The following is a 25,181-nucleotide window of genomic DNA, read 5'->3' as shown; positions in this document are numbered from 1 at the left end:
TTAACCTGCCACAAAGCCCAGCTTAAGTTTAGCTTAATTCTGCCCGGCGGCTCTATCGGCAGCCCGGTGCTCGTATTATAATAAAAGCACAAAGGGGGCGCACCCATGCAAACCATTTATGATGCTAAAATTTTGATTGTGGATGACAACCAGGATCTGCTGAACCTTGTTACCACGGCGCTGCGCAGCACCGGCTACAACCAGCTGACCGCCTGCACCGGCTGCGCAGCGGCCCAAGCGGCATTTGCCGCCAACCGTCCGGACCTGATGATTTTGGACATCAACCTGCCGGATGGGGACGGCTTTACCCTGTTCCGCACGCTGCACAGCATGGCGGATATCCCGGCGCTTTTTCTTTCTGCCCGCGATGCTGACGCCGACCGGCTGTTTGGTCTGGGCCTGGGCGCGGACGACTACTTGACCAAGCCGTTTTTAACGCAGGAGCTTTTGCTGCGCATCCAGCGCATTTTGCAGCGCTGCTATCGGGGCGAACTGTGGCGGACTGCCGCAAAAACGCTCCAGCTGGGCCAGCGCACGGTGTATCTGGCCGATGCTTTGGTCCGCCTGCCGGATGGCACCGCCCAGCCCCTGACGGCCACCGAGCGCGCTCTGCTGCAAAAGCTGGCCGAAAACCGCGGCCATATCGTTACTTATGACGCGGTGTGCGAAGCCGTGTGGGGGGCAGACTATTACGGGTACGAGAACAGCCTGAATGTTCACATCCGCCACCTGCGGGAAAAGCTGGAACCCAACCCCAGCAAGCCGCAGTACCTTCTAACGGTGCGGGGCATCGGCTATAAATTGGCAGAGGAGAACGTACAATGAAAACTTTTGCAGCCCTGATCCGCCGCTATGTGCTGGCCACAGCCGCTATTGTGCTGCTGGTGGGCGGTTTGCTGGTGGAGCAGATTTTTTATGTGGGGTTCAAGTCCAACGCGGTGGATGCAACAGGCTACCGGGTCGGCGCCTTGGCTGATGCCCTAAAACAAACCGAAACCGGCCTGCAATGGGGTCGGGAACATACCCCGGCAGAATGGATGCAGGGCTATGCCTGGGCCATGGTGCTGGACGATAATGGCAATGTCATCTGGCAGCAAGACCTGCCGCAAAAGCTGAATCACCGGTACACGGCATCGGAAGTTGCCGTGTTCTCCCACTGGTACCTGGCCGATTACCCCGTGCAGTGCTGGGCGGCGGATTACGGGCTGTTTGTTGTGGCAGAACCGGTTGGAACCTGCTGGAAGTATAACATCGACATGAAGCAAAAAATGATAATAATGCTGGCCAAAAGCATTCAGCTCACCATGGTGGGGCTCCTGCTGGTGGTGCTGGGGTGCTGCCTGTTCTTCAGCTGGCGCGGGAGCAAAAGCCTGCAAACCGTAACAGCCGGGCTGGATACCTTGGCGCAGGGCGGTACGGTCAGCCTGCCTGCCGCCGGCTTTGCGGGGGAGCTTGCCCAAAAGCTGAACGAAACCAGCGAGCAGCTGCGCCGCCGCAATGAGATCATTGCCCGGCGGGATACCGCCCGAACCGAGTGGATCGCCGGGGTCAGCCATGATATCCGCACTCCGCTGGCACTGATCCTGGGCTGGGCGGAACAGCTGCAGCGGGATGCCACCCTGCCCGCAGCAGCCAGACAGAAAGCGGGCGGCATCTGCACCCAGTGCGAAAAAATCCGCAGCCTGATTGAGGACCTGAACCTGACCAGCAAGCTGCAATACGGCGCCCAGCCCCTGCGCCGCCGGTCCACCCAGGCGGGGCCGTTTTTGCGCCGGGTGGTGGCGGCTTTTTGTGAGAACCCCCTGGCCGCCCGCTGCACACTGGATTGCAACATTACCCCGGCAGTAGAAACCGCCATCCTGCACGCTGATGCCGCTCTGCTGACTCGTGCGCTGGAAAATGTGCTGCAAAACGCCGTGCGCCATAATGCGGGGCCGATCACGCTGGCTTTCCACGCGGATGCCGACGAAACAACGCTGCACCTGACCATACAGGATGACGGCACCGGCTACCCGCAAAGCGTGCTGGCCGTGCTGAACGGCGAACCGGAAGGGGAGAACGCCCCGCATATTCTGGGCCTGCATGTGGTGGAGCAAATCATAAACGCCCACGGCGGCAGCGTGCAGTTTGTCAACCGGGACCCCCACGGTGCAAAAGTGATGATGCAGCTGCCACTGGCCAAAGACGAAAACGAAAAATAATACCCAAAAAACAAATCCCCCGCCGGGCAAAGCACTTTGCAGCACCGCCCGGTGGGGGATTGTTATGCTATGTTAAGGCAATACCGCATAATTCTAAGTGCCGATACGGCGAGCGAGGTGCGGCAGCTGCTAAGCCAAAAGCGCAGATAATACTGGATGTCTTATCGAGCATTTTGGCAACGCAGATGCCGTGCCGCAGCCGCCGGAGCGGTGCTTAAGCCGTCAGGCGGGAATTGTGCGGTGTTGCCTTAGATTGTCTGGCATAAAGCCTGGATGCCATTACTTCATCAGGTCGCAGACCAGCTGTGCGTAGGCAACGGGGTCTTCCAGCGGCAGGCCCTCAATCAGCAGGGCCTGGTCGTACAACAGCTCGGCGTACTTATTGATCTTGTCGGTGTCACCGGCCTCATGAGCGGCTTTCAGCGCACCAAACACGGCGTGGTTGGGGTTCAGCTCCAGCACCTTGGTGCTCTCCATGCCCTCGCCGCCGGCAGGCATCTTGCGCAGGATCTTTTCCATCTCCATGGAAATACCGCCCTCGCTGGAAAGCGATACCGGGTGATCCTGCAAAGTCGGGTTGACCTTCACATCTTTGATCTTGCCGTTCAGGGCCTTCTTGATCTCCTCAAACAGGTCCTTGTTTTCGGTTGCGGTCTCCTCGGCAGCCTTCTTTTCTTCCTCGGTTTCCAGGCCCAGATCGCCGGAGTTGATGTTTTTGAATTCCTTTTCCTTGTAGTCGTGCATGATCTGCAGGCAGAATTCATCCACATCCTCGCTGCACAGCAGCAGGTCATAGCCCTTGCTCAGCACCAGCTGTGCGTTGGGCAGTTTGCCCAGGCGGGCCGCCTCGTCACCAGCGGCAAAGTAAATGGCCTTCTGGCCTTCCGGCATCTTCTCAATGTATTCATCCAGCGTGATGAGCTTCTGCTCCTTGGCAGAGTAGAACATCAGCAGGTCGGAAAGCAGGTCTTTGTGCATGCCGTAATCGCCGTAAATACCAAACTTGATCTGGCGGCCAAATGCTTTCCAGAAGGTTTCGTACTTCTCGCGGTCGTTCACCAGCATGGCGTGCAGTTCGTTCTTGATCTTCTTTTCCAGGCTGTTGCGGATCAGCTTTACCTGGCCGTCCTTCTGCAGCGTTTCACGGCTGATGTTCAGGCTCAGGTCCTCGCTGTCCACAACGCCCTTGATAAAGCTGAAGTAATCCGGCAGCAGGTCAGCGCATTTTTCCATGATCATAACGCCGGAAGCATACAGGGCCAGACCCTTTTCGTACTCCTTGGTGTAGTAATCATACGGCGTCTGGCCGGGCACAAACAGCAGGGCGGTGTAGGTTGCGGTGCCCTCGGTGCGGCTGGTAATCACGCGCAGCGGGTCGGAATAATCCATGAACTTGCTCTTGTAGAACTCGTTGTATTCTTCCGGCTTTACATCTTTCTTGTCGCGCTTCCAGATGGGCACCATGCTGTTCAGGGTTTCCAGCTCGGTGTAGGTTTCGTACTCCGGCTTATAGTCGTCACCGGCGTCCTCCGGCTTCGGCTTCTGGCGGCTCTTCTCGCGGTACATGGTAATGGGGTAGCGGATGTAATCGCTGTACTTCTTGACCAGGCCGGAGATGGTGTACTCGTCCAGATATTCGCTGTATTTGTCGGTTTCGGTGTCCTCTTTCAGCACCAGGGTGATCTCGGTGCCAACTTCCGGCTTTTCGGCTTCGGTCAGGGTGTATCCCTCCACGCCGGAGGACGACCACTGCCAGGCTTCCTCGCTGCCCTCCGCGCGGGAAACAACGGTCACCTTGCTGGCAACCATGAAAGCGGAGTAGAAGCCAACGCCGAACTGACCGATGATGTCAATATTCTCGTTCTGATTGCTTGCCTTAAAGTCCTGGCTGCCGGAGCGGGCAATGGTGCCAAGGTTCTTTTCCAGCTCATCCTTAGTCATGCCAATGCCGTTATCGCTGATGGTCAGGGTGCGGTTCTCTTTATCGGCTGCAATATGAATGTGCAGGTCTTCTTTTTTTACGTTGATGGAAGTATCCGTCAGGCTCTTGAAATACAGCTTGTCGCAGGCATCCGATGCGTTGGAGATCAGCTCGCGCAGGAAGATCTCGCGGTTGGTATAAATAGAATTGATCATCAGGTCAAGCAGCTTTTTGCTCTCGGCCTTAAACTGATGCATTGCCATAGTTACAATGACCTCACTTTTATATATTTTATGGTTTAGCACTCGCGTGCTTTAAGTGCTAAGCATATATTAGCACTCTTACCCGCAAAGTGCAAGTCCTGATTGCCCTTTTTACAAAAAGTTAAAAAACTGTATGTAAAATACAGAAAAAGGCTTTTCAAAGCACATTTTTTGCGCTATCCTAATAACTGTATCTTCATATTTATCATTAGGAGCCTGATGTTATGAAATTTGTAGAACATAAACTTGCCACCGGTGCCATGCTGACCGGCTACCTGCGTGACGAAACCACCGAAATGCCCAGCTACAACACCCGCCCGGCAGTGCTGATCCTGCCCGGCGGCGGCTACCGCTACTGCTCCCCGCGCGAAGCGGACCCTGTTGCCGTCCAGTTTTTGCAGGCCGGCTACCATGTGTTCACCCTGATTTATTCCACTGACCACGCCCCGCTGCTGTGGCAGCCGCTGACCGAAGCCGCGTCCGCCATCCTGTACCTGCGCCGGAATGCGGCGGACCTGCGCATTGCGGCGGATAAGATCACCATCGTTGGCTTTTCTGCCGGTGCCCACCTGGCGGCTTCCACCGCCCTGCTGTGGGATGCAGCTCCCGTGCAGCAGGCCCTTGGTATTACCGGAACCGAAGCCCGCCCCAATGCGGTGGTGCTGGGGTACCCCGTTATCACCAGCGGCAAGTTCGCCCACCGCGGCTCTTTTGAGAACCTGTGCGGCGCGGATGAAGCCCTGCTGCAGACCATGAGCCTGGAAAACCAGGTGCGCCCCGATGTGCCGCCTTTCTTCATCTGGCACACCGTGGAAGATCAGGCTGTGCCCGTGGAAAACAGCCTGCTGCTGGCAGGCGCCCTGAAAGAGAACAACGTGCCGTTTGAGCTGCACCTGTTCACCCATGGCGGCCATGGCTCCAGCACCTGCACCAACGAGGTCAACACCCCTAACAAGCATAACAATGCCTGGCTGCCCCTGTGCATGGGCTGGCTGGGGGAGACCCTGGATTTTACCCTGTGATTTGAGCAGCCCAATTAAGAAGCCGTTTTTGTAACCCTATTATTAAGGAGGTTACACCATGAAGATCATGTTTTATGCCCTCCGTCCTTTCGACGAGCAAGCCTATTGTGATCCATACAGCAAACAGTACGGCATTGATTATGCCTATACCGCAGCGGTCCCCACGCCGGATAACCTGGAACTTGCCAAAGGCTGCGATGCCGTCAGCACTAACCCCTGCCTGATTGCACCGGAATATCTGGAAGCCTGGGCCGCGATGGGGGTCAAATTCCTGCCCTGCCGCAGCATTGGCTATGACCATATCCCGCAGCAGAAAGCCAAGGAGCTTGGCATGCGCATCTCCCATTCCTGGTATCCGCCGGCAGGTGTGGCCGATTATGCCATTATGCTGATGCTGATGTGCAACCGCAAAGTGGGCCAGATTCTGCGCCGTGCCGATGCCCAGGATTATTCCTTAAGCGGCAAGATGGGCCGCGATATCACCCGTATGACGGTGGGGGTGATCGGCACCGGCAACATTGGCCGCACTGTGCTGCGCCACTTAAGCGGCTTTGGCTGCAAGCTGCTGGCTTACGACCTGTACCCCAACGATGAAGCACGCCAGTATGCGGAGTATGTGGACCTGGATACCCTGTACAAGAGCTGTGATATCATCACCCTGCACACCAACGCCACCGCCGCCAACCGCCATATGATCGATGCCAATGCTATTGCCAAGATGAAAAACGGCGTTGTGCTGATCAACACAGCCCGCGGCACCCTGATTGATCCGGAAGCGCTGGTAAACGGGCTGGAAAGCGGCAAGATCGGTGCAGCCGGCCTGGACGTTGTGGAAAACGAGAACGGCCTGTTCTACTTTAACCATATGGGCGATGCGTTGCAGAACCGCGAACTTGCCATGCTGCGCAGCTTCCCGAATGTGATCTTTACCCCGCACACCGCGTTTTATACCGATGTGAACGTGGCCAGCATGGTGGAAAGCGCCTTTAAGGCTGTGCGCGCCATGGCGGATGGCGAGCAGACCCCACTGGAGGTGCGCCTGTGACAGAACCGGGCCGTGCCGAATCTGCCGCTGCGCTGGCCCAGTGCCCGCGGCTGGCGGCAGGGGAGCCATTTGACTTTGTCTGTGCAGGCTGCGGGGACTGCTGCCGTAACCGGCGGGACCTGGTGCTTTCCGGTTATGACCTGTACCGCATTGCCCGCCGCCTGGGCCTGCCCCCGCGCTTGACGGCGGATGCTTTTTGCAAGCAGGAGTTTGCCCCGCAGACCCTTTTGCCTGCCGTGGTGCTGCGCCCCAATGCCCGCACAGGCAACTGCCCCTTTTTTGAGGCCGATGCCTGCACCATCCACGCCGCCCGCCCGCTGGCCTGCGCTCTTTACCCGCTGGGCCAGGCCATTGACCCGGCAACAGCCGCCATGGAATATTACGTGCAGCTGCCATTGTGCGGTGCCCGCGTATCCGCGCAGGAACAGCGCACCCTGCAAAATTACCTGGACGATGCCGCCATCACCGCCCGCGCCGGGATTGACGCCCGGTGGGCTGTGGTGTGTACCCAGCTTTCGGATAAGCTGCAGCAGGCAGGCGGACGCGAAAACCCGCGCTACCTGCCCGCCGCCCGCCGCATTGCACGCGCCCTGTATTTTGATTATTCCATCCAGGATGATTTTTACCCCCAGTTCAACGCCAACACCCAGGCGCTTTGGCCGCTGCTGGATAAAATGCTGTGAGATCAACCATCAGCGGCTCGGTAAGCGAGACATTGATGGTTGCAAGAACAGAAAATAAAATATGACGGTGTATGATGAAGAGGAGGGAAAACTATGGCACCTAAACTGTTATGTGGCCTGCTGCTGACGTTGGTTGGCCTTGTGTTTTCTTCGTTCTGCTTTATCTATGCCGTTATGAACCCCTGGAACTATAATGGCATTAACGGCCTGCTGGGCAGCTTTTTGGGTACCCAAACGCTGGTGCCGTTCATCATCTCCACAGCGGCCATGTGCGTGGGGCTCATCCTCTGCTTCTATGTGGCGTTCCACAAGGACAATAAGGATAAATAACCTGAAGCCATAATAAAATCATAAAGCAGCAGCCCCCGCACCGATGATTTTGTGCGCACATCGGTACGGGGGCTGCTGTCTATTATAAAACGGATGTTAAGAATATGGCTTGTTACAGGTTGGTGTAGCCCATCAGGCTCTTATCCACCTCGGCGGCGGCATCGCGGCCTTCGCGCAGGGCCCAAACAACAAGGCTCTGGCCGCGGCGCATATCGCCGCAGGTAAATACATGGGGCACGTTGGTGGCGTACTTAGTATCGGCAACGGTGCCGCGCTTGGTCAGGTCAACGCCAAACGCTTCGGCCACATAGGGCTGGCAGCCGGTAAAACCGGCGGCAATCAGCACCAGGTCGCACTCGATGGCAAATTCTTCGCCGGTGGGCACCATGGCGCGGCGGCCGGTGGCTTCATCCACCACTTTGCTTTCCAGCTTGGCAATCAGCGCACCGCAAACCTGACCGGCTTCGTCCTTATAGAACTCTTTGACCGTGGTCTGGTAAATGCGCGGGTCGCTGCCAAACACGGCGATGGCTTCCTGCTGGCCGTAATCGGTTTTCAGCACCTTGGGCCATTCGGGCCAGGCGTTGGCGGCGGTGCGTTCTGTGGGCGGGCAGGGCATCATTTCCAGCTGGGTCACGCTTGCGCAGCCCTGGCGGATGGCGGTGCCGACACAGTCGTTGCCGGTATCGCCACCGCCGATGACCAACACCTTTTTGTCCTTGGCACTCACGGCCTTGCCATCGGAAAAGCCGGAATCCAGCAGGCTGCGGGTCACGCTGGTCAGGTAATCCACGGCAAAGTAGATCCCCTGTGCATCGCGCCCCGGGGCGTTGATGTCACGCGCCTGCTTGGCACCGCAGGCCAGCACAACGGCATCGTGTGCATCCAGCACATCCTGGGCAGGGGTGCTGCCGCCAACATCGGCGCAGGTTACAAAGTCAATGCCCTCGGCCTTCATAATGTTCACGCGGCGGTCAATGACCTGCTTTTCCAGCTTCATGTTGGGGATGCCGTACATCAGCAGGCCGCCCACGCGATCCTCACGCTCGTATACGGTCACTTTGTGGCCGCGCTTGTTCAGGTAATCGGCAACCGCAAGGCCGGCAGGACCGGCGCCAACCACGGCAACGGTTTTGCCGGTGCGGGTCGGGGGCGGGCAGGCGGTCAGCAGGCCGGATTCATAGCCATATTCTACAATGGCGTGCTCGTTCTCCTTTACGGTAACAGGGCTGCCGGTGGTGTAGCCGCAGGTGCAGGCAGCTTCGCACAGAGCGGGGCATACCCGGCTGGTAAACTCCGGGAAGCGGTTGGTGGCGCGCAGGCGATGTACAGCCAGATCCCACTTGCCCTGGTAGACCAGGTCGTTCCATTCGGGGATCAGGTTGTTCAGCGGGCAGCCGCTTGCCATGCCGCCAATCATCATGCCAGCCTGGCAGAACGGTACGCCGCAATCCATGCAGCGGGCACCCTGCGCCTGCTGTTCATCCTGCGGCAGCGGGATGTGAAATTCGTTAAAGTTCTGAATACGTTCTTCGGGCGGCAGCTCCGTGCTGGTCTGCCGGGCAATTTCCATAAATCCTGTCGGTTTTCCCATCGTTTGCGCCTCCCTTATTTGTTAGCAGCGTTCTTCATTGCATAGAACGCTTCGATCTGTGCCTGCTCGCTGTCTTCGCCTTTTTCTTCCATCTGGGCAATCAGGCGCAGCATCTTGTCATAGTCATGGGGCAGGACCTTTTTGAACTTGGGCAGATACTCGCCAAAGTTATCCAGGATTTCCTTGCCGCGGGGGGAGCCGGTGGCTTCCACATGCTCGCGGATCAAATCCTTCAGCAGCGAAACATCATACTTGTGTTCCACCGGCTCCAGGCTGACCATATCCTTGTTGACGCGGGTGTAGAAATCCCAGTCCTCATCCAGCACATAGGCGATGCCGCCGCTCATGCCGGCTGCAAAGTTTTTGCCGGTCTTGCCCAGCACCACCACGGTGCCGCCGGTCATATATTCGCAACCGTGGTCGCCGACGCCCTCCACAACAGCGGTAGCGCCGGAGTTGCGCACGCAGAAACGCTCGCCAGCCACACCGTTGATGAACGCTTTACCAGCGGTCGCACCGTACAGGGCAACGTTGCCAATGACAATGTTCTCGCTGCGGTCATAGGTGACATCCTTGGGCGGGTAAACGATCAGCTTGCCGCCGGAAAGGCCCTTGCCCATATAGTCGTTGGAATCGCCAACCAGTTCCAAGGTCAGGCCAGCGGGGATAAAGGCACCAAAGCTCTGGCCGCCGTACCCGTTGCAGATCACATGGAAGGTATCTTCCGGCAGGGTGTTGCCAAACTTGCGGGTGATCTCGCTGCCAAAAATCGTGCCGAACGCGCGGTCGGTGTTGCCAACTTCCAGTTCAACGGTCATCGGCTTGGGCTCTGCCATGTCAAAGCTCTTCTTGAACTTCTTCATCAGCACGCGCATATCCGGCGTTTTTTCCAGGCCGAAGTTATAAACATCCTTGGCGTTGAAGTGTACGCTGCTGTTTTCCACCAGCGGGTTTTTCAACAGGGCAGTCAGGTCCATCTCGCTTGCGCGGGAACCAGCCGGGGCATCCTTGACTTTCAGCAGGTCGGTGCGGCCAACCAGTTCATCCACGGTATGCACGCCCAGGCGGGCCATGTATTCGCGCAGATCCTCGGCCATAAAGCGCATAAAGTTGATGATGTATTCCGGCTTGCCCTTAAAGCGCTTGCGCAGCTCGGGGTTCTGGGTGCAGATGCCCATGGGGCAGGTATCCAGGTTGCACACGCGCATCATCACGCAGCCCATGGCAACCAGCGGGCCGGTGCCAAAGCCGAACTCTTCAGCGCCCAGCATGGCGGCAATGGCCACATCGCGGCCGCTCATCAGCTTGCTGTCAGCTTCAATGCGCACGCGGGAACGCAGGCCGTTCATGATCAGGCTCTGGTGTGCTTCGGCAAGGCCCAGCTCCCACGGCAGGCCGGCATTGTGGATGGAGTTGCGCGGTGCAGCGCCGGTGCCGCCGTCAAAACCGGAAATCAAAATCACTTCGGCGCCGGCCTTGGCAACGCCGGCGGCAATGGTGCCAACACCGGCTTCGCTGACCAGCTTGACGTTGATGGCAGCCTTGCGGTTGGAGCATTTCAGGTCATAGATCAGCTGGGCCAGGTCCTCAATGGAGTAGATATCATGGTGCGGCGGGGGAGAGATCAGGCCCACGCCGGTGGTGGAGTGGCGGGTCTTGGCAACCCAGGGGTAAACCTTGCCGCCGGGCAACTGGCCGCCCTCGCCGGGCTTTGCGCCCTGTGCCATCTTGATCTGAATCTCACTGGCGGAAACCAGATACTTGCTGGTCACGCCAAAACGGGCGGATGCCACCTGCTTGATGGCGCTGTTGCGCTCGGTGCCAAAACGGTCTTCGGCTTCGCCGCCTTCGCCGGTGTTGCTCTTGCCGCCGATGCGGTTCATGGCAATGGCCATGCACTCGTGGGCTTCCTCAGAAAGGGCGCCATAGCTCATGGCAGCGGTCTTGAAGCGGTGTACGATGGAATCCACGCTTTCCACTTCGTCCAGCGGGATACCGGCGTCAGGATAATTGAAGTCCAGCAGGCTGCGCAGGTGCATGGCATCGCCGCCCTCGGCGTTCACGGCATCGGTATAAGCCTTGAACTTGTTGTAATCGCCGGTCCAGCAGGCCTGCTGCAGCAGGTGGATGGTCAGCGGGTTGTACAGATGATCTTCGGCCAGCTTGCCGCTGCGGAGCTTGTGCTCACCCAGGCTGGTCAGCTCCATGCTGATATCCAGGCCCAGAGGGTCGAATGCCTGTTTGTGGCGGGCTTCCAGGTCGTTCTGGATGTCGCGGATGGTAATGCCGCCCACACGGCTGACGGTGTTGGTAAAGTACTTATCCACTACCTCGTTGCTCAGACCCAGCGCTTCAAAAATCTGGCTGCCCTGGTAGGACTGGATGGTGGAAATGCCCATCTTGGAGGCAATCTTGACGATGCCGGCCAGAACGGCTTTATTGTAGTCGTTCACGGCGGCATAGTAATCTTTGTCCAGCAGACCCTCATTGATCAGCTCGCCGATGGTCTCCTGTGCCAGATAGGGGTTGATGGCGCAGGCACCGTAGCCCAGCAGGGTGGCAAAATCATGAACCTTGCGGGGCTCACCGCTTTCCAGGATCAGGGCCATGGCGGTGCGCTTGCGGGTACGAACCAGATACTTGGAAACTGCGCCCACAGCCAGAAGGCTGGGGATGGCGACATGGTACTCATCAATTTCGCGGTCAGACAAAATCAGGATGTTGGCACCATCGCGGTAGGCGCGGTCCACATCAACGAACAGGCGGTCAATGGCCTTTTCCAGGTCGGTGTTCTTATAGTAGCAGATGGAGATGGTTTCCACCTTAAAGCCGGGAACCTTCATGGCCTTGATCTTCATCAGGTCGGTTTCGGTCAAAATGGGGTTGGTGATTTTCAGCACCTTGCAGTTCTCGGCGTCCTCTTCCAACAGGTTGCCCTGTGCGCCAACGTATACGGTGGTGGAGGTCACGATCTTCTCGCGCAGGGCGTCGATGGGCGGGTTGGTGACCTGGGCAAACATCTGCTTAAAATACTCAAACAGCGGGGGATGGGTGTGGCTCAAAACGGCCAGCGGGGTATCGCTGCCCATGGCACCGGCAGGCTCTGCGCCGTTCTTTGCCATCGGCAGGATCATGGTGGAAACATCCTCGTACTGGTAGCCGAATGCTTTCTGCAGCCGCACCAGCTCGTCATGCTCGTGGCTGGGCACGCGCTCGTTGGGGATCTTCAAATCGGCCAGGTTGACCAGGTTGCGGTCCAGCCATTCGCCGTAAGGCTCGCGGCTGGCGTAATCAGCTTTCAGGCTTTCATCGTCCACCAGCTCACCCCTGGCGGTATCCACCAACAGCATTTTGCCGGGGCGCAGGCGGTCCTTGCGCACGATTTCTTCGGCGGGAATATCCAGCACGCCGACCTCACTGGAAAGGATCAGGCGGCCGTCTTTGGTGATATAGTAGCGGCTGGGGCGCAGACCGTTGCGATCCAGCACAGCGCCCATCACATCGCCGTCACTGAACAGGATGGAAGCGGGGCCGTCCCACGGTTCCAGCATGGTGGCGTAATACTGATAGAACGCACGCTTTTTGGGGTCCATACTATGGTTGTTTTCCCACGGTTCGGGGATAGTGACCATAACAGCCAGCGGCAGCTCCATGCCGTTCATAACCATAAACTCCAGCGTGTTATCCAGCATGGCGGAGTCGGAACCACCCTGGTTCACAATGGGCAGAACCTTGGTCATATCCTCTTTCAGGTAGTTGGAACCAATGGTTTCCTCGCGGGCCAGCATGGTATCCACGTTGCCGCGGATGGTGTTGATCTCGCCGTTATGCAGGATAAAGCGGTTGGGGTGGGCGCGGTTCCAGCTGGGTGCCGTGTTGGTAGAAAAACGGCTGTGCACCATGCCGATGGCAGATTCATAATCTTCGCTCTGCAAATCGGGATAGAACAGGCGCAGTTCTTTAACCAGGAACATGCCCTTGTACACAATGGTGCGGCTGGAAAGACTGCACACATAAGTATCCTGGCTGGACTGTTCAAACACGCGGCGGGCAACATAAAGCTTACGGTCAAAGTCAATGCCGGGCTTTACGCGGGCCGGGCGTTCCACAAATGCCTGCCAGATGCTGGGCATGCAGGAACGTGCCTTGTGGCCCAAAATTTCCGGGCAGGTGGGCACTTCGCGCCAGCCAAGGAAGTTGAGCCCCTCTTTTTTGCAGATGATCTCAAACAGCTTTTTGTCCTGGTTGCGGTTCAACTCTTCCTGTGGGAAAAAGAACATGCCAATGCCGTAGTCACGCTCGTTGCCCAGCGTAATGCCGGCTTCTTCGGCAGCTTTTTTGAAGAACTTGTGGCCGATCTGCAGCAGGATACCGACACCATCGCCGGTTTTGCCTTCGGCATCCTTACCGGCACGATGTTCCAGGTGCTCCACGATCTGCAAAGCATCGTCGATCGTTTTGTGGGTTTTGCGGCCCTTGATATCCACAACTGCACCAATGCCGCAGTTGTCATGTTCAAACCGCGGATCATACAGCCCGGCGGGGGCCTTGCGCTCTGTAAAGTTTTCCATCCGTTTTTTGCTCCTTCCCGTAATTTCCTGCGGGGCCGGGCGGGAACGCACATTTCCCACCCTGGCATAGATACGAAAAAAGACGCTCCCCAACGGGTACACTAACCCGTTTGTGGGAACGTCTTTGTTCTTGTATGTACTATACCACACCAGTAGGGGAATGGCAATCATCAAACAAAAGATTTTTATGAAATTAACGCAAAAACCTTATTTGCTTTGTTTTGCAAGGACCAAACTTAATAAAATTAAGCTGCGGCAATAACTGCCGGGCAAAACGGTGTGTTATTTGCCGTTTGCAGCCTGCTGCTCTTTCAAAACAGCCAGGATCTCGGTCAGCAGCTCCTCCTGCGTCGGGGCCTTAGGGGCTTCCGGCTCGGCGGGCTTTTCTTCTTCATGCTTGCCCAGGTCCATGAGCTTGTTCATGGCTTTCAGCATACAGAACAGAACGAATGCCAGAATGATAAAGTTAATGACGGCAGAGATGAATGCACCGATGCCCAGGTTGATGTCAAACGGCAGGTGCAGCACAACATCACTGAAATCTGTCTGGAACAAAATGCCAATGATGGGGTTGATGATGTTGTCTGTCAAAGAAGTGACCAGCGTGGAGAATGCGCCGCCGATGAGAACACCGATGGCCATGTCCATCATGTTGCCTTTCAGGGCAAAAGCTTTGAACTCTTCCAGGAACTTTTTCATAATGTGTTTCCTCCTGTATGGATAAATTTTTCAGGGCCATGCCCCACACAGGCTGCAAACGGGGCATGGAGCCCGGATTCCAAAATAAAAAAGTTACTTCAGCAGCTTGGCTACAGCGTCTGCTGCGCCGTCCAGATAATCCCCGGCAAAGGTTTCAATCATGCCGGCGTCCGCCTCTTTGGCAAATTCGGGGTTCAGCGGCATTTTGGCCAGCACGGGCAGGTGGTACTTCTTGCCGGTCTCGTCCACATGGCTGTCGCCAAACACGTTGATATGCTTGCCGCAGTCCGGGCAGAGCACATAGCTCATGTTTTCCACAATGCCAAGGATGGGAACCTTCATCATTTCGGCCATCTGCACAGCCTTGCCAACGATCATGCCGACCAGCTCCTGCGGACTGGATACAATAATGATGCCGTCTACCGGCAGGGTCTGGAACACGGTCAGCGGCACATCGCCGGTTCCCGGAGGCATATCGACAAACAAAAAGTCAACGTCGTCCCAGATCACTTCCTGCCAGAACTGCTTGACCGCACCGGCAATCACGGGGCCGCGCCACACAACGGGGGCTTCCTCATCTTCCAGCAGCAGGTTGATGGACATGATCTTGATGCCGGTGTGGCTTTCCACCGGGTTGATGCCGTCCTCGGTGCCCATGGCCGGGCCATGAACGCCGAACAATTTGGGGATGGAAGGGCCGGTAATGTCAGCATCCAGCACGCCGACCTTGTAGCCTTTGCGGCGCATGGAAACAGCCATCATGGCGCTGGTCATGCTTTTGCCAACGCCGCCCTTGCCGGAAACAACGCCGATCACTTTTTTGATGTGGCTTTTTGCGTGCGGCGGTTCATGCTGCGGCGCACGGCTGGAACAGTCAGCGTGGCAGTTGCTGCAATCGTGGGTACATGCTTCACTCATGTGGGTATAGCTCCTTTTATCTGTGCCGGGCGGGGCGCTGCAACTGCCCCGCTTCGGCACCGTTCTCCGTTTTGCGGCATGGGCCGCACTTTATTAGTGTACCGCGTCAGAGCACAAAATGCAAGTACTATCAAAACGAATAGCACGCCAAACCAGCAAAAATGTCCGAATTGTATGGGTGATACTTCTTCATAGAACCCTGCCATAAACCGCAGCAATGCAGAATATACTGGCTTTATACGGGCAAAGGGGGCGGCAAAAACGGCACTGCGGGGGAAAACCTATCTGAAAAATGCAGCACTGCTGACAGTGGCGGGCTTTGCGCTGCGGGCGCTGGGCATGGTGTTCCGGGTGTTTGTGGCTGCGCGCCTGGGGCCGGAGGGTATGGGCCTGTACCAGCTGATCTTATCCGTCTATATGGTGTTTGTTTCGCTGGCTTCGGCGGGCATCAATGTGGCGTCCACACGGCTGGGTGCGCAGTGCCTGACCCGTGGGCGCGGCATGACCCCGACGCTGCGCAGCCTTGCGGCAACAGCGGCCGTATTGGGCACCGCCGCCATGCTGGCGCAGCTGGCGCTGGCGGACCCTTTGGCCCGCTTTGCCCTGCATGATTCCCGCGCGGAGCTGGGGCTGTGTACGCTGGCCCCCAGCCTGCCGTTTATTGCGGCGGCCGGGGCGCTGCGGGGGTGCTTTTTGGCGCGGCGAAGGGTGGAACCGAATATCATTGCCCAACTGGTGGAGCAGACCGTGCGGATGGCCGTGGCCGCATTGGCGCTGGTAAAGCTGGCCCACTGGGGCGCGGCTTACGCTTGCTGTGCGGTGCTCATCGGCAATACTGTCAGCGAGGCGGTCTCCTGCGGCATTATGGCGCTGTTTGCCCGGCAGGAACCGAGTTTCCGCCCATGCGCCGATGACCCGCCCCGCGGCTATACCAGCCGGGAGCTGTGGGAAATTGTGCTGCCCGTGACCGGCAGCCGGTTGGTGGCCAGCGTTTTGCAGGCAGGGGAAAGCGTGCTGATCCCCGCCTGTCTTGCCGCTTACCTTGGCACCCGCGCCGAAGCCGTGGCGCAGTATGGTTCCTTAAAAGGCATGGCACTGCCGCTTATCTTTTTTCCGTTCTCGGTGCTGGCGGCACTTTCCGGCCTGCTGATGCCGGAGATCACCCGTGCCCACACCGCCCGGGATACCGCTGCCCTGCGCAGCCTTGTGCGGCTTGCCATGGGGTTGACGGGTGGGTTCTCGCTGTTGGTGGGGGCCGCGCTGGTGCTGTTTGGCAAGGATGCCGCCATTTTGCTCTATCACGATGCCCAGGCGGGCCGCTATGTGCAGGTACTGGGCTTTGTGGCGCCCTTTATGTACCTGGAAAGCATGGTGGATGCGATCTTAAAAGGCATGGGGGAGCAGCTGGCGACCTTCCGCTATTCGGTGCTGGATTCCATTTTGCGCATTGCAGGCATTTTGTGGCTGATGCCGCAATACGGTATGCCGGGCTTTCTGGCGGTCATGACAGCCTCTAACCTGCTGACCTGCGGGCTGAATACGGGGAGAATGGTGAAGAAGTTAGGAAGTAGGAGTTAGGAGTGAGGAGTTGAGAGGAAAATTAGAAATTAGGAATTGGGCGGCGGGGAGACGGAAAAAGAATAAATAATAAATAATAATGAATAATGGCGGTGGATCGCGGCGCGGGGCGCCGCTCAGAAAATATGGGGTTTGTTATGTGTTGGAGATAGGCGGCAGATAATAGAACGCTCAAAACCGTTCCCTATAAAATCACAAAAATCACCCCGCCGCGGGAAACTTCTGCCCCAACGGCGGGGTGGCTCTGCATTATATATTTTAGGCAATACCGCATAATTCTAAGTGCCGATACGGCGAGCGGGGTGCGGCAGATGCTAAGCCAAAAGCGCAGATAATACTGGATGCTGCAAAGGTGAGCGCCGCCAGTGGCGGAAACAGCGAACCGAAGCAGGGGCAGCGGTCGCAGAGTGCGAGGGGCTTTTGCCCCCGAAGCACGATGCGGGTACCGCAACCCGACATTATCGAGCATTTTGGCAACGCAGATGCCGTGCCGCAGCTGCCGGAGCGGTGCTTAAGCCGCAAGGCGGGAATTGTGCGGTGTTGCCTTTATATCGGAACAAAGCGGCATAGCGTCCGCTTTTCCATCACAGCGTCTGCCCGCTGACCAGCCCGTTCCACAGGCGGTAATAAATGCCTTTCTTTGCCAGCAATTCCTCGTGGCGGCCCTCTTCCTCAATGCCGGATTTGCCCAGCACCAGAATGCGGTCAGCGTTTTTGATGGTGGTCAGGCGGTGGGCAATCGTCAGGGTGGTGCGGCCCTTGGCCAGCTTATCCAGGCTTTGCCCAACCAGAATCTCACTCTCGTTGTCCAGCGCGCTTGTGGCTTCGTCCAGCAGCAGGATGGGCGGGTTCTTCAAAAACACCCGCGCAATGCTGATGCGCTGTTTCTGCCCGCCGGAAAGCTTGACCCCGCGTTCGCCTACATAGGTATCATACCCGTCTTTCAGCTCCCGCACAAAGCCATCAGCACCGGCCAGCCTGGCGGCGGCAATGATCTCCTCCCGCGTGGCACCCGGCTTGCCGTAAGCGATGTTTTCGGCCACCGTGCCGCTGAACAGGTAAACATCCTGCTGCACCACGCCAACGGCATTGCGCAGGCTGCTCAGGGTAACATGGCGGATGTCCTGCCCGTCAATCAAAATCTCGCCGCCGGTCACATCATAAAAGCGAGGGATCAGGTTGCACAGGGTGGTTTTGCCGCCGCCGGAAGGCCCAACCAGCGCCAGATTCTCGCCGGGGCGGATGTTCAGGTTTACATGACGCAGCACCTTGTTGTGGTCGTCCGGGTATTCAAAGCTCACATCGCGGAACTCAATGCCGCCTTTTTCCACCTGCAGCGGTTTGGCGTCGGGGGCGTCAGTGATCTCAACGGGGGTATCGATAATGTCAAAAAAGCGCTCAATGCCGGTCACGCCGCGCTGGAACTGCTCGGCAAACTCCACAATGCGGCGGATGGTGGCAATCAGAGTGGAAACATACAGCACATAGGCAACCAAATCGCCAGCGCTGATGGTGCCATATACCAGCGAAAGGCCGCCTGCCACAATGACCACCAGATACATCAACCCGTCAAACAGCCGGGTGGAGGTGTTGAACGCGGCCATGGCATGGTAGGTTTTCTTCTTGATGGTCTGGAACGCGGTGTTGCCCTGCTCGAACTTTTTGTTCTCTTCCTCTTCCGCGGCGAACGCCTTCACAACCCGCTGGCCCAGCAGGCTGTCCTCAATCGAAGCGTTCAGCTCGCCGATCTGGAACCGCTGGCGGCGGAACGCGGCGCGAAGCTTCAGGTTCAGCTTGATGGATACAACCGCCATCAAGGGCACGCAGGCAAACACCACCAAAGTCAGCGGTACGCTGGCCCCGCACAGGATGATGAACGAAGCCGCAATTTTGATGCCCGCAATAAAAAATTCTTCCGGGCAGTGGTGGGCGAATTCGGTCACATCAAACAGGTCGTTGGTAATGCGGCCCATGATCTGCCCAACTTTGGTATTGGAATAATAGGTGTGGCTCAACCGCTGCAGGTGGGCAAAGGCATCCCGCCGCATATCGGTCTCAATGTAAACGCCCATGATGTGGCCGGTGCCGGACATAAAATACTGTGCGGCACCATCAATCAGCCGCAAAATGAGATACAGCAGGGCGAGCTTTAACACCGCATCAACCGTCAGCACAATGCCGGGATCGGTGGCGGCGTTGGTTAGGTAGCTCATAATTTTAGGCAGCACGATATCACACAAAGTGGTCAGTGCGGCACAGAACAAATCAAAAATCAAAATGCGTTTGTATCGCATCAGGTAAGGGGCAAACCGGCGGATCAGCGCCGGGGTGCCAATGTGCTGCTGGCTGGGGTCATTCATAAGATTAAGTTCCTCTTCTTTTCAAAAAATCAAAAATAAATGCAATCAAAAAATCAGGGCAATACCGCATAATTCTAAGTGCCGATACGGCGAGCGAGGTGCGGCAGCTGCTAAGCCAAAAGCGCAGATAATACTGGATGCTGCAAAGGTGAGCGCCGCCAGTGGCGGAAACAGCGAACCGAAGCAGGGGCAGCGGTCGCAGAGTGCGAGGGGCTTTTGCCCCCGAAGCACGATGCGGGTACCACAACCCGACATTATCGAGCATTTTGGCAACGCAGATGCCGTGCCGCAGCTGCCGGAGCGGTGCTTAAGCCGCAAGGCGGGAATTGTGCGGTGTTGCCTCAGGGTTATTCCTGCGGAGCTTCCGGTTCCTGTGCAGGAACCTCGGTGGGGGCTTCGCTGGCAGGCTCGGTTTCCTGTGGCGGCTCCGGGTCAGGGGCCGGTTCCGCGGTAATTACCGGCTCCGGTGCACCCGTCGGTTCGGGCTCCGGCGTAATGACAGGTTCCTGCGTAGGCTCCGGGGTAGTTATCGGCTCTGGTGTGACAACAGGTTCCGGCGTCTGGGTAACTGCCGGTGTCGGTGAAGGGGGTGACGTGGGCGAAGCTGTCGGCGTTGCGGTGGGCAGCGGTTCAATGGGCGCTGTTTTGATGTAGCCGCAGCGCTGGCAGGTGTAGGTCATCACCCCGGCCACACCGGGTTGGGGCTGCAAGGTGATAACGCCCTTGTCATAGTCGTGCCCCAGGGCGGGCAGTTCTTTTTCTTTTACCTTGCCGCAGATGGTGCACTTGACTTTTACGGTGCCGTATTCCAAACAGGTGGGCTCAATGCGGGTATCCTTTACTTCCACAAATTCATGTTCGTGTTCGTCCGGCTCAAAGTGTGCTGTCACAATCACGCCGTTGGCGTCCGCATTGCTGGGCACGGTAAAGCTCAGGGAAGAACTGCTGGAGGCCGCCCCCAGCGACGCCGTCCACCCGGCAAACTTCCAGCCTGCATCGGGTACGGCTTTCACGGTGGAGCAGGTGCCGCCCTTTTTCACTTTCTGGCTGGTGGAACCGCTGATGCTGCCGCCGGATGTGGCCACAAATTCCACCGGCACTTTAGCGCCGCGCACGGCGATCGGATCCGAGGAGATTAACCCCAGCGGTACGCCGTCCGGCTCCGGGATGACGACTGTGCTTTCGGGGCGGCGGTCCTGCGTGACGTAAGCGTGGGTGCGCACATAAGTAAAATAGGCAGTGACAGCCTCTTTGGAAAGATGCACCCCGTCCGAAAGGGTATAGTCCTTTTTAGCCCAGCCGGTGGCGTCATCCCGCAGCACTTCGGCGGTGTTTAAAAATTTGTAGCCGTTCTCCTCGCACATCGTCACAAGGGCGGCGTTGTACGCATCTACCTGGGTCATGGTCAGGTTGGTGTTGTCCCGCTGCTGGTCCAGCGGGGGAATGGCGCTGACGATAATATCCGCATAGGGCCACGCTTTGGTGATGGCGGCCAGCCCCTCCCGGTACTGCGCGATGAATTTGGTGGCATCCGTGGAGCTGCCTCCAAGGTTGTTGGAGCCGAAACCAATGATAATGCGTTTGGGCTGCAACTTGGCAACGGCATCCGGAATGGTGTACAGGGTGCTGTCCCCCTTGAACTTTTCGCATTTCAGGGTGGTGATGGAACCGGCCCCCATGCTGACCACGCCAATGTTGTTTTTCAGCGTGGAAAACGCCGTTCCGGTGTCATCGGCGTACATGGTGTAGCGCACGGTGTTGGAATCCCCAATGAACAGGGTGTCGTCCACATAACTGCGCCCGGCATCTGCTGTCTGCGGCAGAATAGTGGGCACGGTGGTATCTGTTGGGGCGGGGGTGGTGGTGGCCTGAACGACGGCGGCGGTTGGGGCAACCGTGGCGGATGTTTCCGGCGTGGCGATATGATCGGGCAGAACATCCTGCGGCTTGCTGCAGGCACACAGCGCAGCACACAGCGCCGCCGCAGCCAAAATTTTACCCCAATTCGGGCATTTCATGCGCTCATCTCCTTTTTAATATTCTTTTATGATACACCGAACCAAGCACCACTGTAAAGCGCTGAGTTGTAAAAATGCGGCTAAAAAATGTGGCTATAGCATCGGCGGTATACAATAACTGGTTGTTATATAAGAAAAAAGGTTGTAAAAAGTAAGGAAATATGATATAATTTTGCAAAATGATGATGAAAAGAGAGGAACCTTTTATGGCCTCCAATCCCGAATTTGTTCAGTATATTGCGGACCAGCTTGCCCCGGCCGGGCAGGTTACCTACCACAAAATGTTTGGCGATTATGGCGTGTATCTGGACGGCAAAATGTTTGCCCTGGTGTGCGATGACCAGCTGTTCATCAAAATTACCAAAGAGGGGGCAGCCCTTGCTCCGCAGCTGCCCAAAGCCCCGCCGTATGATGGTGCAAAAGATTATTTTCTGTACGAGGATGTGGATGACCGGGAACACATGATTGCATTTGTGCAGGCCACCTGCCGCGAACTGCCCATGCCAAAGCCCAAAAAGAAGAAAGGAGCGACCTGACCAATGCCGTTTGACTATAAAAAGGAGTATAAGGAATTTTATCTCCCGCCCCAAAAGCCGCAGCTGCTGGAAGTGCCGCCCATGAACTATGTGGCGGTGCGCGGCCATGGTGACCCCAACGCGCAGGATGGAGAATATCAGGCGGCCATTGGTATGCTGTATGCGGTTGCCTTTACCATAAAAATGAGCTACAAAGGTATCCACCAGATCCCCGGCTATTTTGAATATGTGGTGCCGCCGCTGGAGGGCCTTTGGTGGCAGGAGGGGCAAAGCCGGGTCGATTACGCCCATAAGGAAACATTCTCTTGGATCGCCATGATTCGCCTGCCGGAGTTTGTAACCAAACAGGAGTTCGATTGGGCCGTGGCCGAAGCTGCCGCCAAGAAAAAGCTGGATCTCAGCAAAGTGGAGTACTTTACTTATGATGAGGGCCTGTGCGTGCAGTGCATGCACCTTGGCAACTATGATACCGAGCCCGCAACGCTCAACGCAATGGAGCAGTTTGCGGCGGAGCGGCACTATAAAATTGACTGCACCTCCGCTCGCCTGCACCACGAAATTTACCTCAGCGATCCCCGCCGCACTGCCCCGGAAAAATGCAAGACCGTTATCCGGGAACCAGTCTGCAAGGTGGAGTAAAGATCACCGGAAAGAGAACAAAATCAAAATAAAGACTGCCGTACCACCTGATCAATACAGGGGGAGGGCAGTCTTTTACAGTTACCGTGAAAAAAACGGCACTCCGGCTTGTTTGATTCTTGCGAAAGTCCTTTGCTTTCGGTCAAAAAAAGAAGGGACTAAGCCAGAATGCCTTGGTTTTCAAGGTCTTTCGGATTTAGTCCTGTGATCTCACAATGATTTTCGCGATAATGATTCTGGTACTCCACTTCGATCTCGGTCAGCATACGCTGGAAGCCGAGACGGTCGCAGTTCGTGCCGGAGCAGCCATCATCCACAAAGAATACCGGGTTCGGGAAGTGGTTCTTCTTGGCGTATTCCAGAAGGATAGCCTTCTGGGGAAGGGATTTGTATAGACGAATGCCCTGCTTGCGTAAGCTGTGTTCCGTTTACGGCGCGGTCTTTCGTTTTGTTTGCAGATTTAGACGAACCGCAACGATTCAAGAACCGTATAGTTTTGCCAAGGAAAGTTGGTTGCAAAGAAAAAGACTTTGTGCTATACCGGCCTTCTCTGGGCGGGTGCGTTTGGATGCCTGATGGCAGCTCTGAACTTTCGGGATTCCAAAAACGACGGCGGCTAAAGCACACGGCATCGCGGCGTTGGACCAGCTGGGCTCGGCGATTCTGGTGGGGCGGTACGCGGCGCAGCACCCGGTGCTGGAACAGCCGAACCAGAAACTGGAGGCGCGATCCTATACCTTGCGCCGCCGCATTGCCGTGTATGTGGAAAAGCGCATCCGGCGCGTCTACCCGGAGGCCGCCCGGCGGCAGCCCACGGCAGTGCAGAAGGGGAAAGTCGACTTCTTCAGCGCGGCAGACCTGCTGTGGCTGTTTGTCATCGGGGCGTTTCTGGGCGACATGGTGGAGACCGTGTTCTGCCGCCTGACCGCCGGGGTGTGGATGAGCCGTTCCAGTCTGCTGTGGGGGCCTTTCAGCGTGGTGTGGGGGCTGGCGCTGGCCATGGCTACCGTGCTGCTGCGGCAAAATCAGGATAAAAGCGACCGCTATCTTTTTGCCTTTGGCACAGTGCTGGGCGGCGTATATGAATATGTGTGCAGCGCTGTTACAGAGCTGCTGTTCGGTACCGTGTTCTGGGATTACAGCAAGTTCAAGTTCAATCTGGGCGGGCGCATCAACCTGCTGTACTGCTTTTTCTGGGGCATTGCGGCGGTGATGTGGATGCGCTACGGCTACCCGCTGGTGCTGAAGCTGATGAAAAAGGTGCGCAGCCATATCCGTCCGTGGATGACAGCAGCGCTGGCGGTATTCATGGCGGTGAATATGCTTACCAGCGCGCTGGCACTGGCGCGGTACGATGCCCGCACCAGCGGCGATGCGCCCAACGGCCAGCTGGAAGTGTTCCTTGACGAGCATTTCGACAACGCCCGCATGGAGCATATTTACCCCAACGCCAAAAAAGTGACCAAGGCAGAATAAATCCCACATTTCCCCTTGTGCTTTTGCTGGAAAACAGGTATAATATTCTCTAGATAAAAGGGAGTAAGGGGCGTACTTTAGTTGAAAAACGGGTGCGCTGTGCTGCAGCGACACCCCCGGCAGAAATGCCCGATGCAGTACCGGATGCTTGAGACTTTTATCACATTTTCCCGTTTTGGGCTGGATGTGATAAAGGTCTTTTTTTGTGCCTCTGCCGCTATTATTAAAAAAGGAGAGATATTATGCTGATCCCTGTTCTGTTATTTATCGTGGGTCTGCTGTGCCTGATCAAGGGCGGCGACTGGTTTGTGGACGGTGCCACCGGCATCGCCCGCCGCTTCCATGTGCCGGAGCTGCTCATCGGTGCCACGGTGGTGTCCATCGGTACCACCCTGCCGGAGGTCATGGTGTCCACCACCTCTGCCCTCACCGGTCACGGCGAGATCGCCTACGGCAACGCCATCGGCTCGGTCATCTGCAACGCTGCACTGATCGCCGCCATCACCATTGCGGTGCGCCCGGGCAAGGTTGACCCCAAGAGCCTGCGCACCCCGGTGGCCTTCTTCTTTGTGGCTGCCGCTTTCTATGCCGGTGTGGCCTACACCACCGGCTCTTTCACTCGCCCGGTGGGCCTGATCCTGCTGGCCGTGTTCGTGGCTTACATCGTGTGCAACGTGCTGGCTATGAAAAATACCCCCGCCCCGGAAGAGGAAGAGCAGGCTGAGGAAGGCTCCTTTGCCAAGGAGTTGGGGCTGCTGGCCATCGGCGCAGTGCTCATTGCTGTGGGCGCTGACCTGCTGGTGGACAACGGCACCCTCATCGCACAGGCGCTGGGCGTGCCGGAGTCGGTCATTGCGCTGACCTTTGTGGCACTGGGCACCTCGCTGCCGGAGCTGGTCACCGCCATCACCTCGCTGGTCAAGGGTCACGGCGCGCTGTCGCTGGGCAACGTCATCGGTGCAAACGTGTTTAATCTAGTGCTGGTCAGCGGCGTGTCTGTCACGCTGGCACCCTTCAGCATCCCGCAGAACTCCACCATCGCAGGCATGAACGCCTCGCTGGTGATGGATATCCCGGTCATGTTTGCCGTGATGCTGCTGCTCACCCTGCCCGCTCTGATCAAGGGCAAGCTGAGCCGCCCGCAGGGCATTGCACTGCTGTGCATCTATGCCGCCTTCTGCGCCGTGCAGTTCAGCATCTGATCTGTTGTAAACGTAAAATATTTAAGGCAATACCGCATAATTCTAAGTGCCGATACGGCGAGCGAGGTGCGGCAGATGCTAAGCCAAAAGCGCAGATAATACTGGATGTCTTATCGAGCATTTTG

At 57.1% G+C, this 25,181-nt stretch carries 19 protein-coding genes; 11 read left to right on the top strand and 8 right to left on the bottom strand.

The genetic code is table 11. The annotated features are described in order from the left end of the window. The first annotated feature begins 105 nt into the window (after nt 1-105). Nucleotides 106-825: a response regulator transcription factor gene (locus PG062_RS07390; protein WP_270751795.1), complete on the top strand. Its 720-nt coding sequence runs from the start codon at nt 106-108 to the stop codon at nt 823-825. Next, on the top strand, nt 822-2,201 hold the full coding sequence (locus PG062_RS07385; RefSeq protein WP_270751793.1) for a sensor histidine kinase: 1,380 nt from the start codon (nt 822-824) through the stop codon (nt 2,199-2,201). Before PG062_RS07390 ends, PG062_RS07385 begins: the two co-directional genes overlap by 4 nt. A gap of 279 nt (nt 2,202-2,480) precedes the next feature. Here the strand turns inward: PG062_RS07385 and htpG are convergent, their stop codons facing one another. Further along, on the bottom strand, nt 2,481-4,385 hold the full coding sequence (gene htpG / locus PG062_RS07380) for a molecular chaperone HtpG (protein WP_270751792.1): 1,905 nt from the start codon (nt 4,383-4,385) through the stop codon (nt 2,481-2,483). Nucleotides 4,386-4,609: 224 nt separating this feature from the next. Here htpG and PG062_RS07375 point away from each other — a divergent pair, with 224 nt between their 5' ends. The 4 genes from PG062_RS07375 to PG062_RS07360 all read left to right on the top strand — a co-directional run bounded on the left by PG062_RS07375 (nt 4,610) and on the right by PG062_RS07360 (nt 7,465). Next, a complete protein-coding gene (locus PG062_RS07375; RefSeq protein WP_270751791.1) occupies nt 4,610-5,407 on the top strand; it encodes an alpha/beta hydrolase in 798 nt (265 codons plus the stop codon). A 58-nt stretch (nt 5,408-5,465) separates the two neighbouring features. Continuing rightward, the gene (locus tag PG062_RS07370) at nt 5,466-6,452 is read left to right on the top strand and encodes a D-isomer specific 2-hydroxyacid dehydrogenase family protein (protein WP_270751790.1); all 987 of its coding nucleotides are present in this window, start codon (nt 5,466-5,468) and stop codon (nt 6,450-6,452) included. Then, nucleotides 6,449-7,135, top strand: a complete 687-nt coding sequence (locus PG062_RS07365; RefSeq protein ID WP_270751788.1) for a YkgJ family cysteine cluster protein — start codon at nt 6,449-6,451, stop codon at nt 7,133-7,135. Before PG062_RS07370 ends, PG062_RS07365 begins: the two co-directional genes overlap by 4 nt. Nucleotides 7,136-7,228: 93 nt before the next feature. Then, nucleotides 7,229-7,465 (top strand): hypothetical protein, encoded by a 237-nt coding sequence (locus tag PG062_RS07360; protein ID WP_270751787.1) that lies wholly within the window; start codon nt 7,229-7,231, stop codon nt 7,463-7,465. A 112-nt stretch (nt 7,466-7,577) separates the two neighbouring features. Here the strand turns inward: PG062_RS07360 and PG062_RS07355 are convergent, their stop codons facing one another. From PG062_RS07355 to PG062_RS07340, 4 genes are all read right to left on the bottom strand, one after another. Further along, nucleotides 7,578-9,059, bottom strand: coding sequence for a glutamate synthase subunit beta (locus PG062_RS07355; protein WP_270751786.1), 1,482 nt, complete (start codon nt 9,057-9,059; stop codon nt 7,578-7,580). A 14-nt stretch (nt 9,060-9,073) separates the two neighbouring features. Then, on the bottom strand, nt 9,074-13,630 hold the full coding sequence (gene gltB, locus PG062_RS07350) for a glutamate synthase large subunit (protein WP_270751785.1): 4,557 nt from the start codon (nt 13,628-13,630) through the stop codon (nt 9,074-9,076). Between the two features lie 282 nt (nt 13,631-13,912). Beyond that, nucleotides 13,913-14,329, bottom strand: coding sequence for a large conductance mechanosensitive channel protein MscL (mscL, locus tag PG062_RS07345; protein WP_270751784.1), 417 nt, complete (start codon nt 14,327-14,329; stop codon nt 13,913-13,915). 93 nt (nt 14,330-14,422) lie between these two features. Next, nucleotides 14,423-15,247, bottom strand: coding sequence for an Mrp/NBP35 family ATP-binding protein (locus PG062_RS07340; RefSeq protein WP_114000695.1), 825 nt, complete (start codon nt 15,245-15,247; stop codon nt 14,423-14,425). A 204-nt stretch (nt 15,248-15,451) separates the two neighbouring features. Between PG062_RS07340 and PG062_RS07335 the strand changes: the two genes are divergently transcribed. After that, nucleotides 15,452-16,825, top strand: a complete 1,374-nt coding sequence (locus PG062_RS07335) for an oligosaccharide flippase family protein (RefSeq protein ID WP_333559395.1) — start codon at nt 15,452-15,454, stop codon at nt 16,823-16,825. A 584-nt stretch (nt 16,826-17,409) separates the two neighbouring features. Here PG062_RS07335 and PG062_RS07330 read toward each other — a convergent pair. Both PG062_RS07330 and PG062_RS07325 read right to left on the bottom strand, forming a co-directional pair. Next, a complete protein-coding gene (locus PG062_RS07330) occupies nt 17,410-19,185 on the bottom strand; it encodes an ABC transporter ATP-binding protein (protein ID WP_270751783.1) in 1,776 nt (591 codons plus the stop codon). Between the two features lie 347 nt (nt 19,186-19,532). Beyond that, the gene (locus PG062_RS07325) at nt 19,533-21,203 is read right to left on the bottom strand and encodes a GDSL-type esterase/lipase family protein (RefSeq protein ID WP_270751782.1); all 1,671 of its coding nucleotides are present in this window, start codon (nt 21,201-21,203) and stop codon (nt 19,533-19,535) included. 206 nt (nt 21,204-21,409) lie between these two features. Here PG062_RS07325 and PG062_RS07320 point away from each other — a divergent pair, with 206 nt between their 5' ends. Both PG062_RS07320 and PG062_RS07315 read left to right on the top strand, forming a co-directional pair. After that, complete coding sequence (locus PG062_RS07320; protein WP_270751781.1) at nt 21,410-21,739, top strand: TfoX/Sxy family protein; 330 nt, start codon at nt 21,410-21,412, stop codon at nt 21,737-21,739. A gap of 3 nt (nt 21,740-21,742) precedes the next feature. After that, nucleotides 21,743-22,378: a GyrI-like domain-containing protein gene (locus tag PG062_RS07315; RefSeq protein ID WP_270751780.1), complete on the top strand. Its 636-nt coding sequence runs from the start codon at nt 21,743-21,745 to the stop codon at nt 22,376-22,378. A 158-nt stretch (nt 22,379-22,536) separates the two neighbouring features. Here PG062_RS07315 and PG062_RS15990 read toward each other — a convergent pair whose 3' ends face one another. After that, on the bottom strand, nt 22,537-22,695 hold the full coding sequence (locus PG062_RS15990; protein WP_270751779.1) for a hypothetical protein: 159 nt from the start codon (nt 22,693-22,695) through the stop codon (nt 22,537-22,539). Nucleotides 22,696-23,017: 322 nt separating this feature from the next. Here PG062_RS15990 and PG062_RS07305 point away from each other — a divergent pair, with 322 nt between their 5' ends. Beyond that, complete coding sequence (locus tag PG062_RS07305; RefSeq protein ID WP_270751778.1) at nt 23,018-23,854, top strand: putative ABC transporter permease; 837 nt, start codon at nt 23,018-23,020, stop codon at nt 23,852-23,854. A 242-nt stretch (nt 23,855-24,096) separates the two neighbouring features. Beyond that, nucleotides 24,097-25,056, top strand: coding sequence for a calcium/sodium antiporter (locus PG062_RS07300; protein ID WP_270751776.1), 960 nt, complete (start codon nt 24,097-24,099; stop codon nt 25,054-25,056). Nucleotides 25,057-25,181 lie beyond the last annotated feature (125 nt).

This window comes from Gemmiger qucibialis (genome assembly GCF_027689445.1).
Classification (GTDB): Bacteria; Bacillota; Clostridia; order Oscillospirales; family Ruminococcaceae; genus Gemmiger; species Gemmiger qucibialis.
Note: the sequence above shows the minus strand (reverse complement) of the source record. Positions and strands in the feature narration are given on the sequence as shown.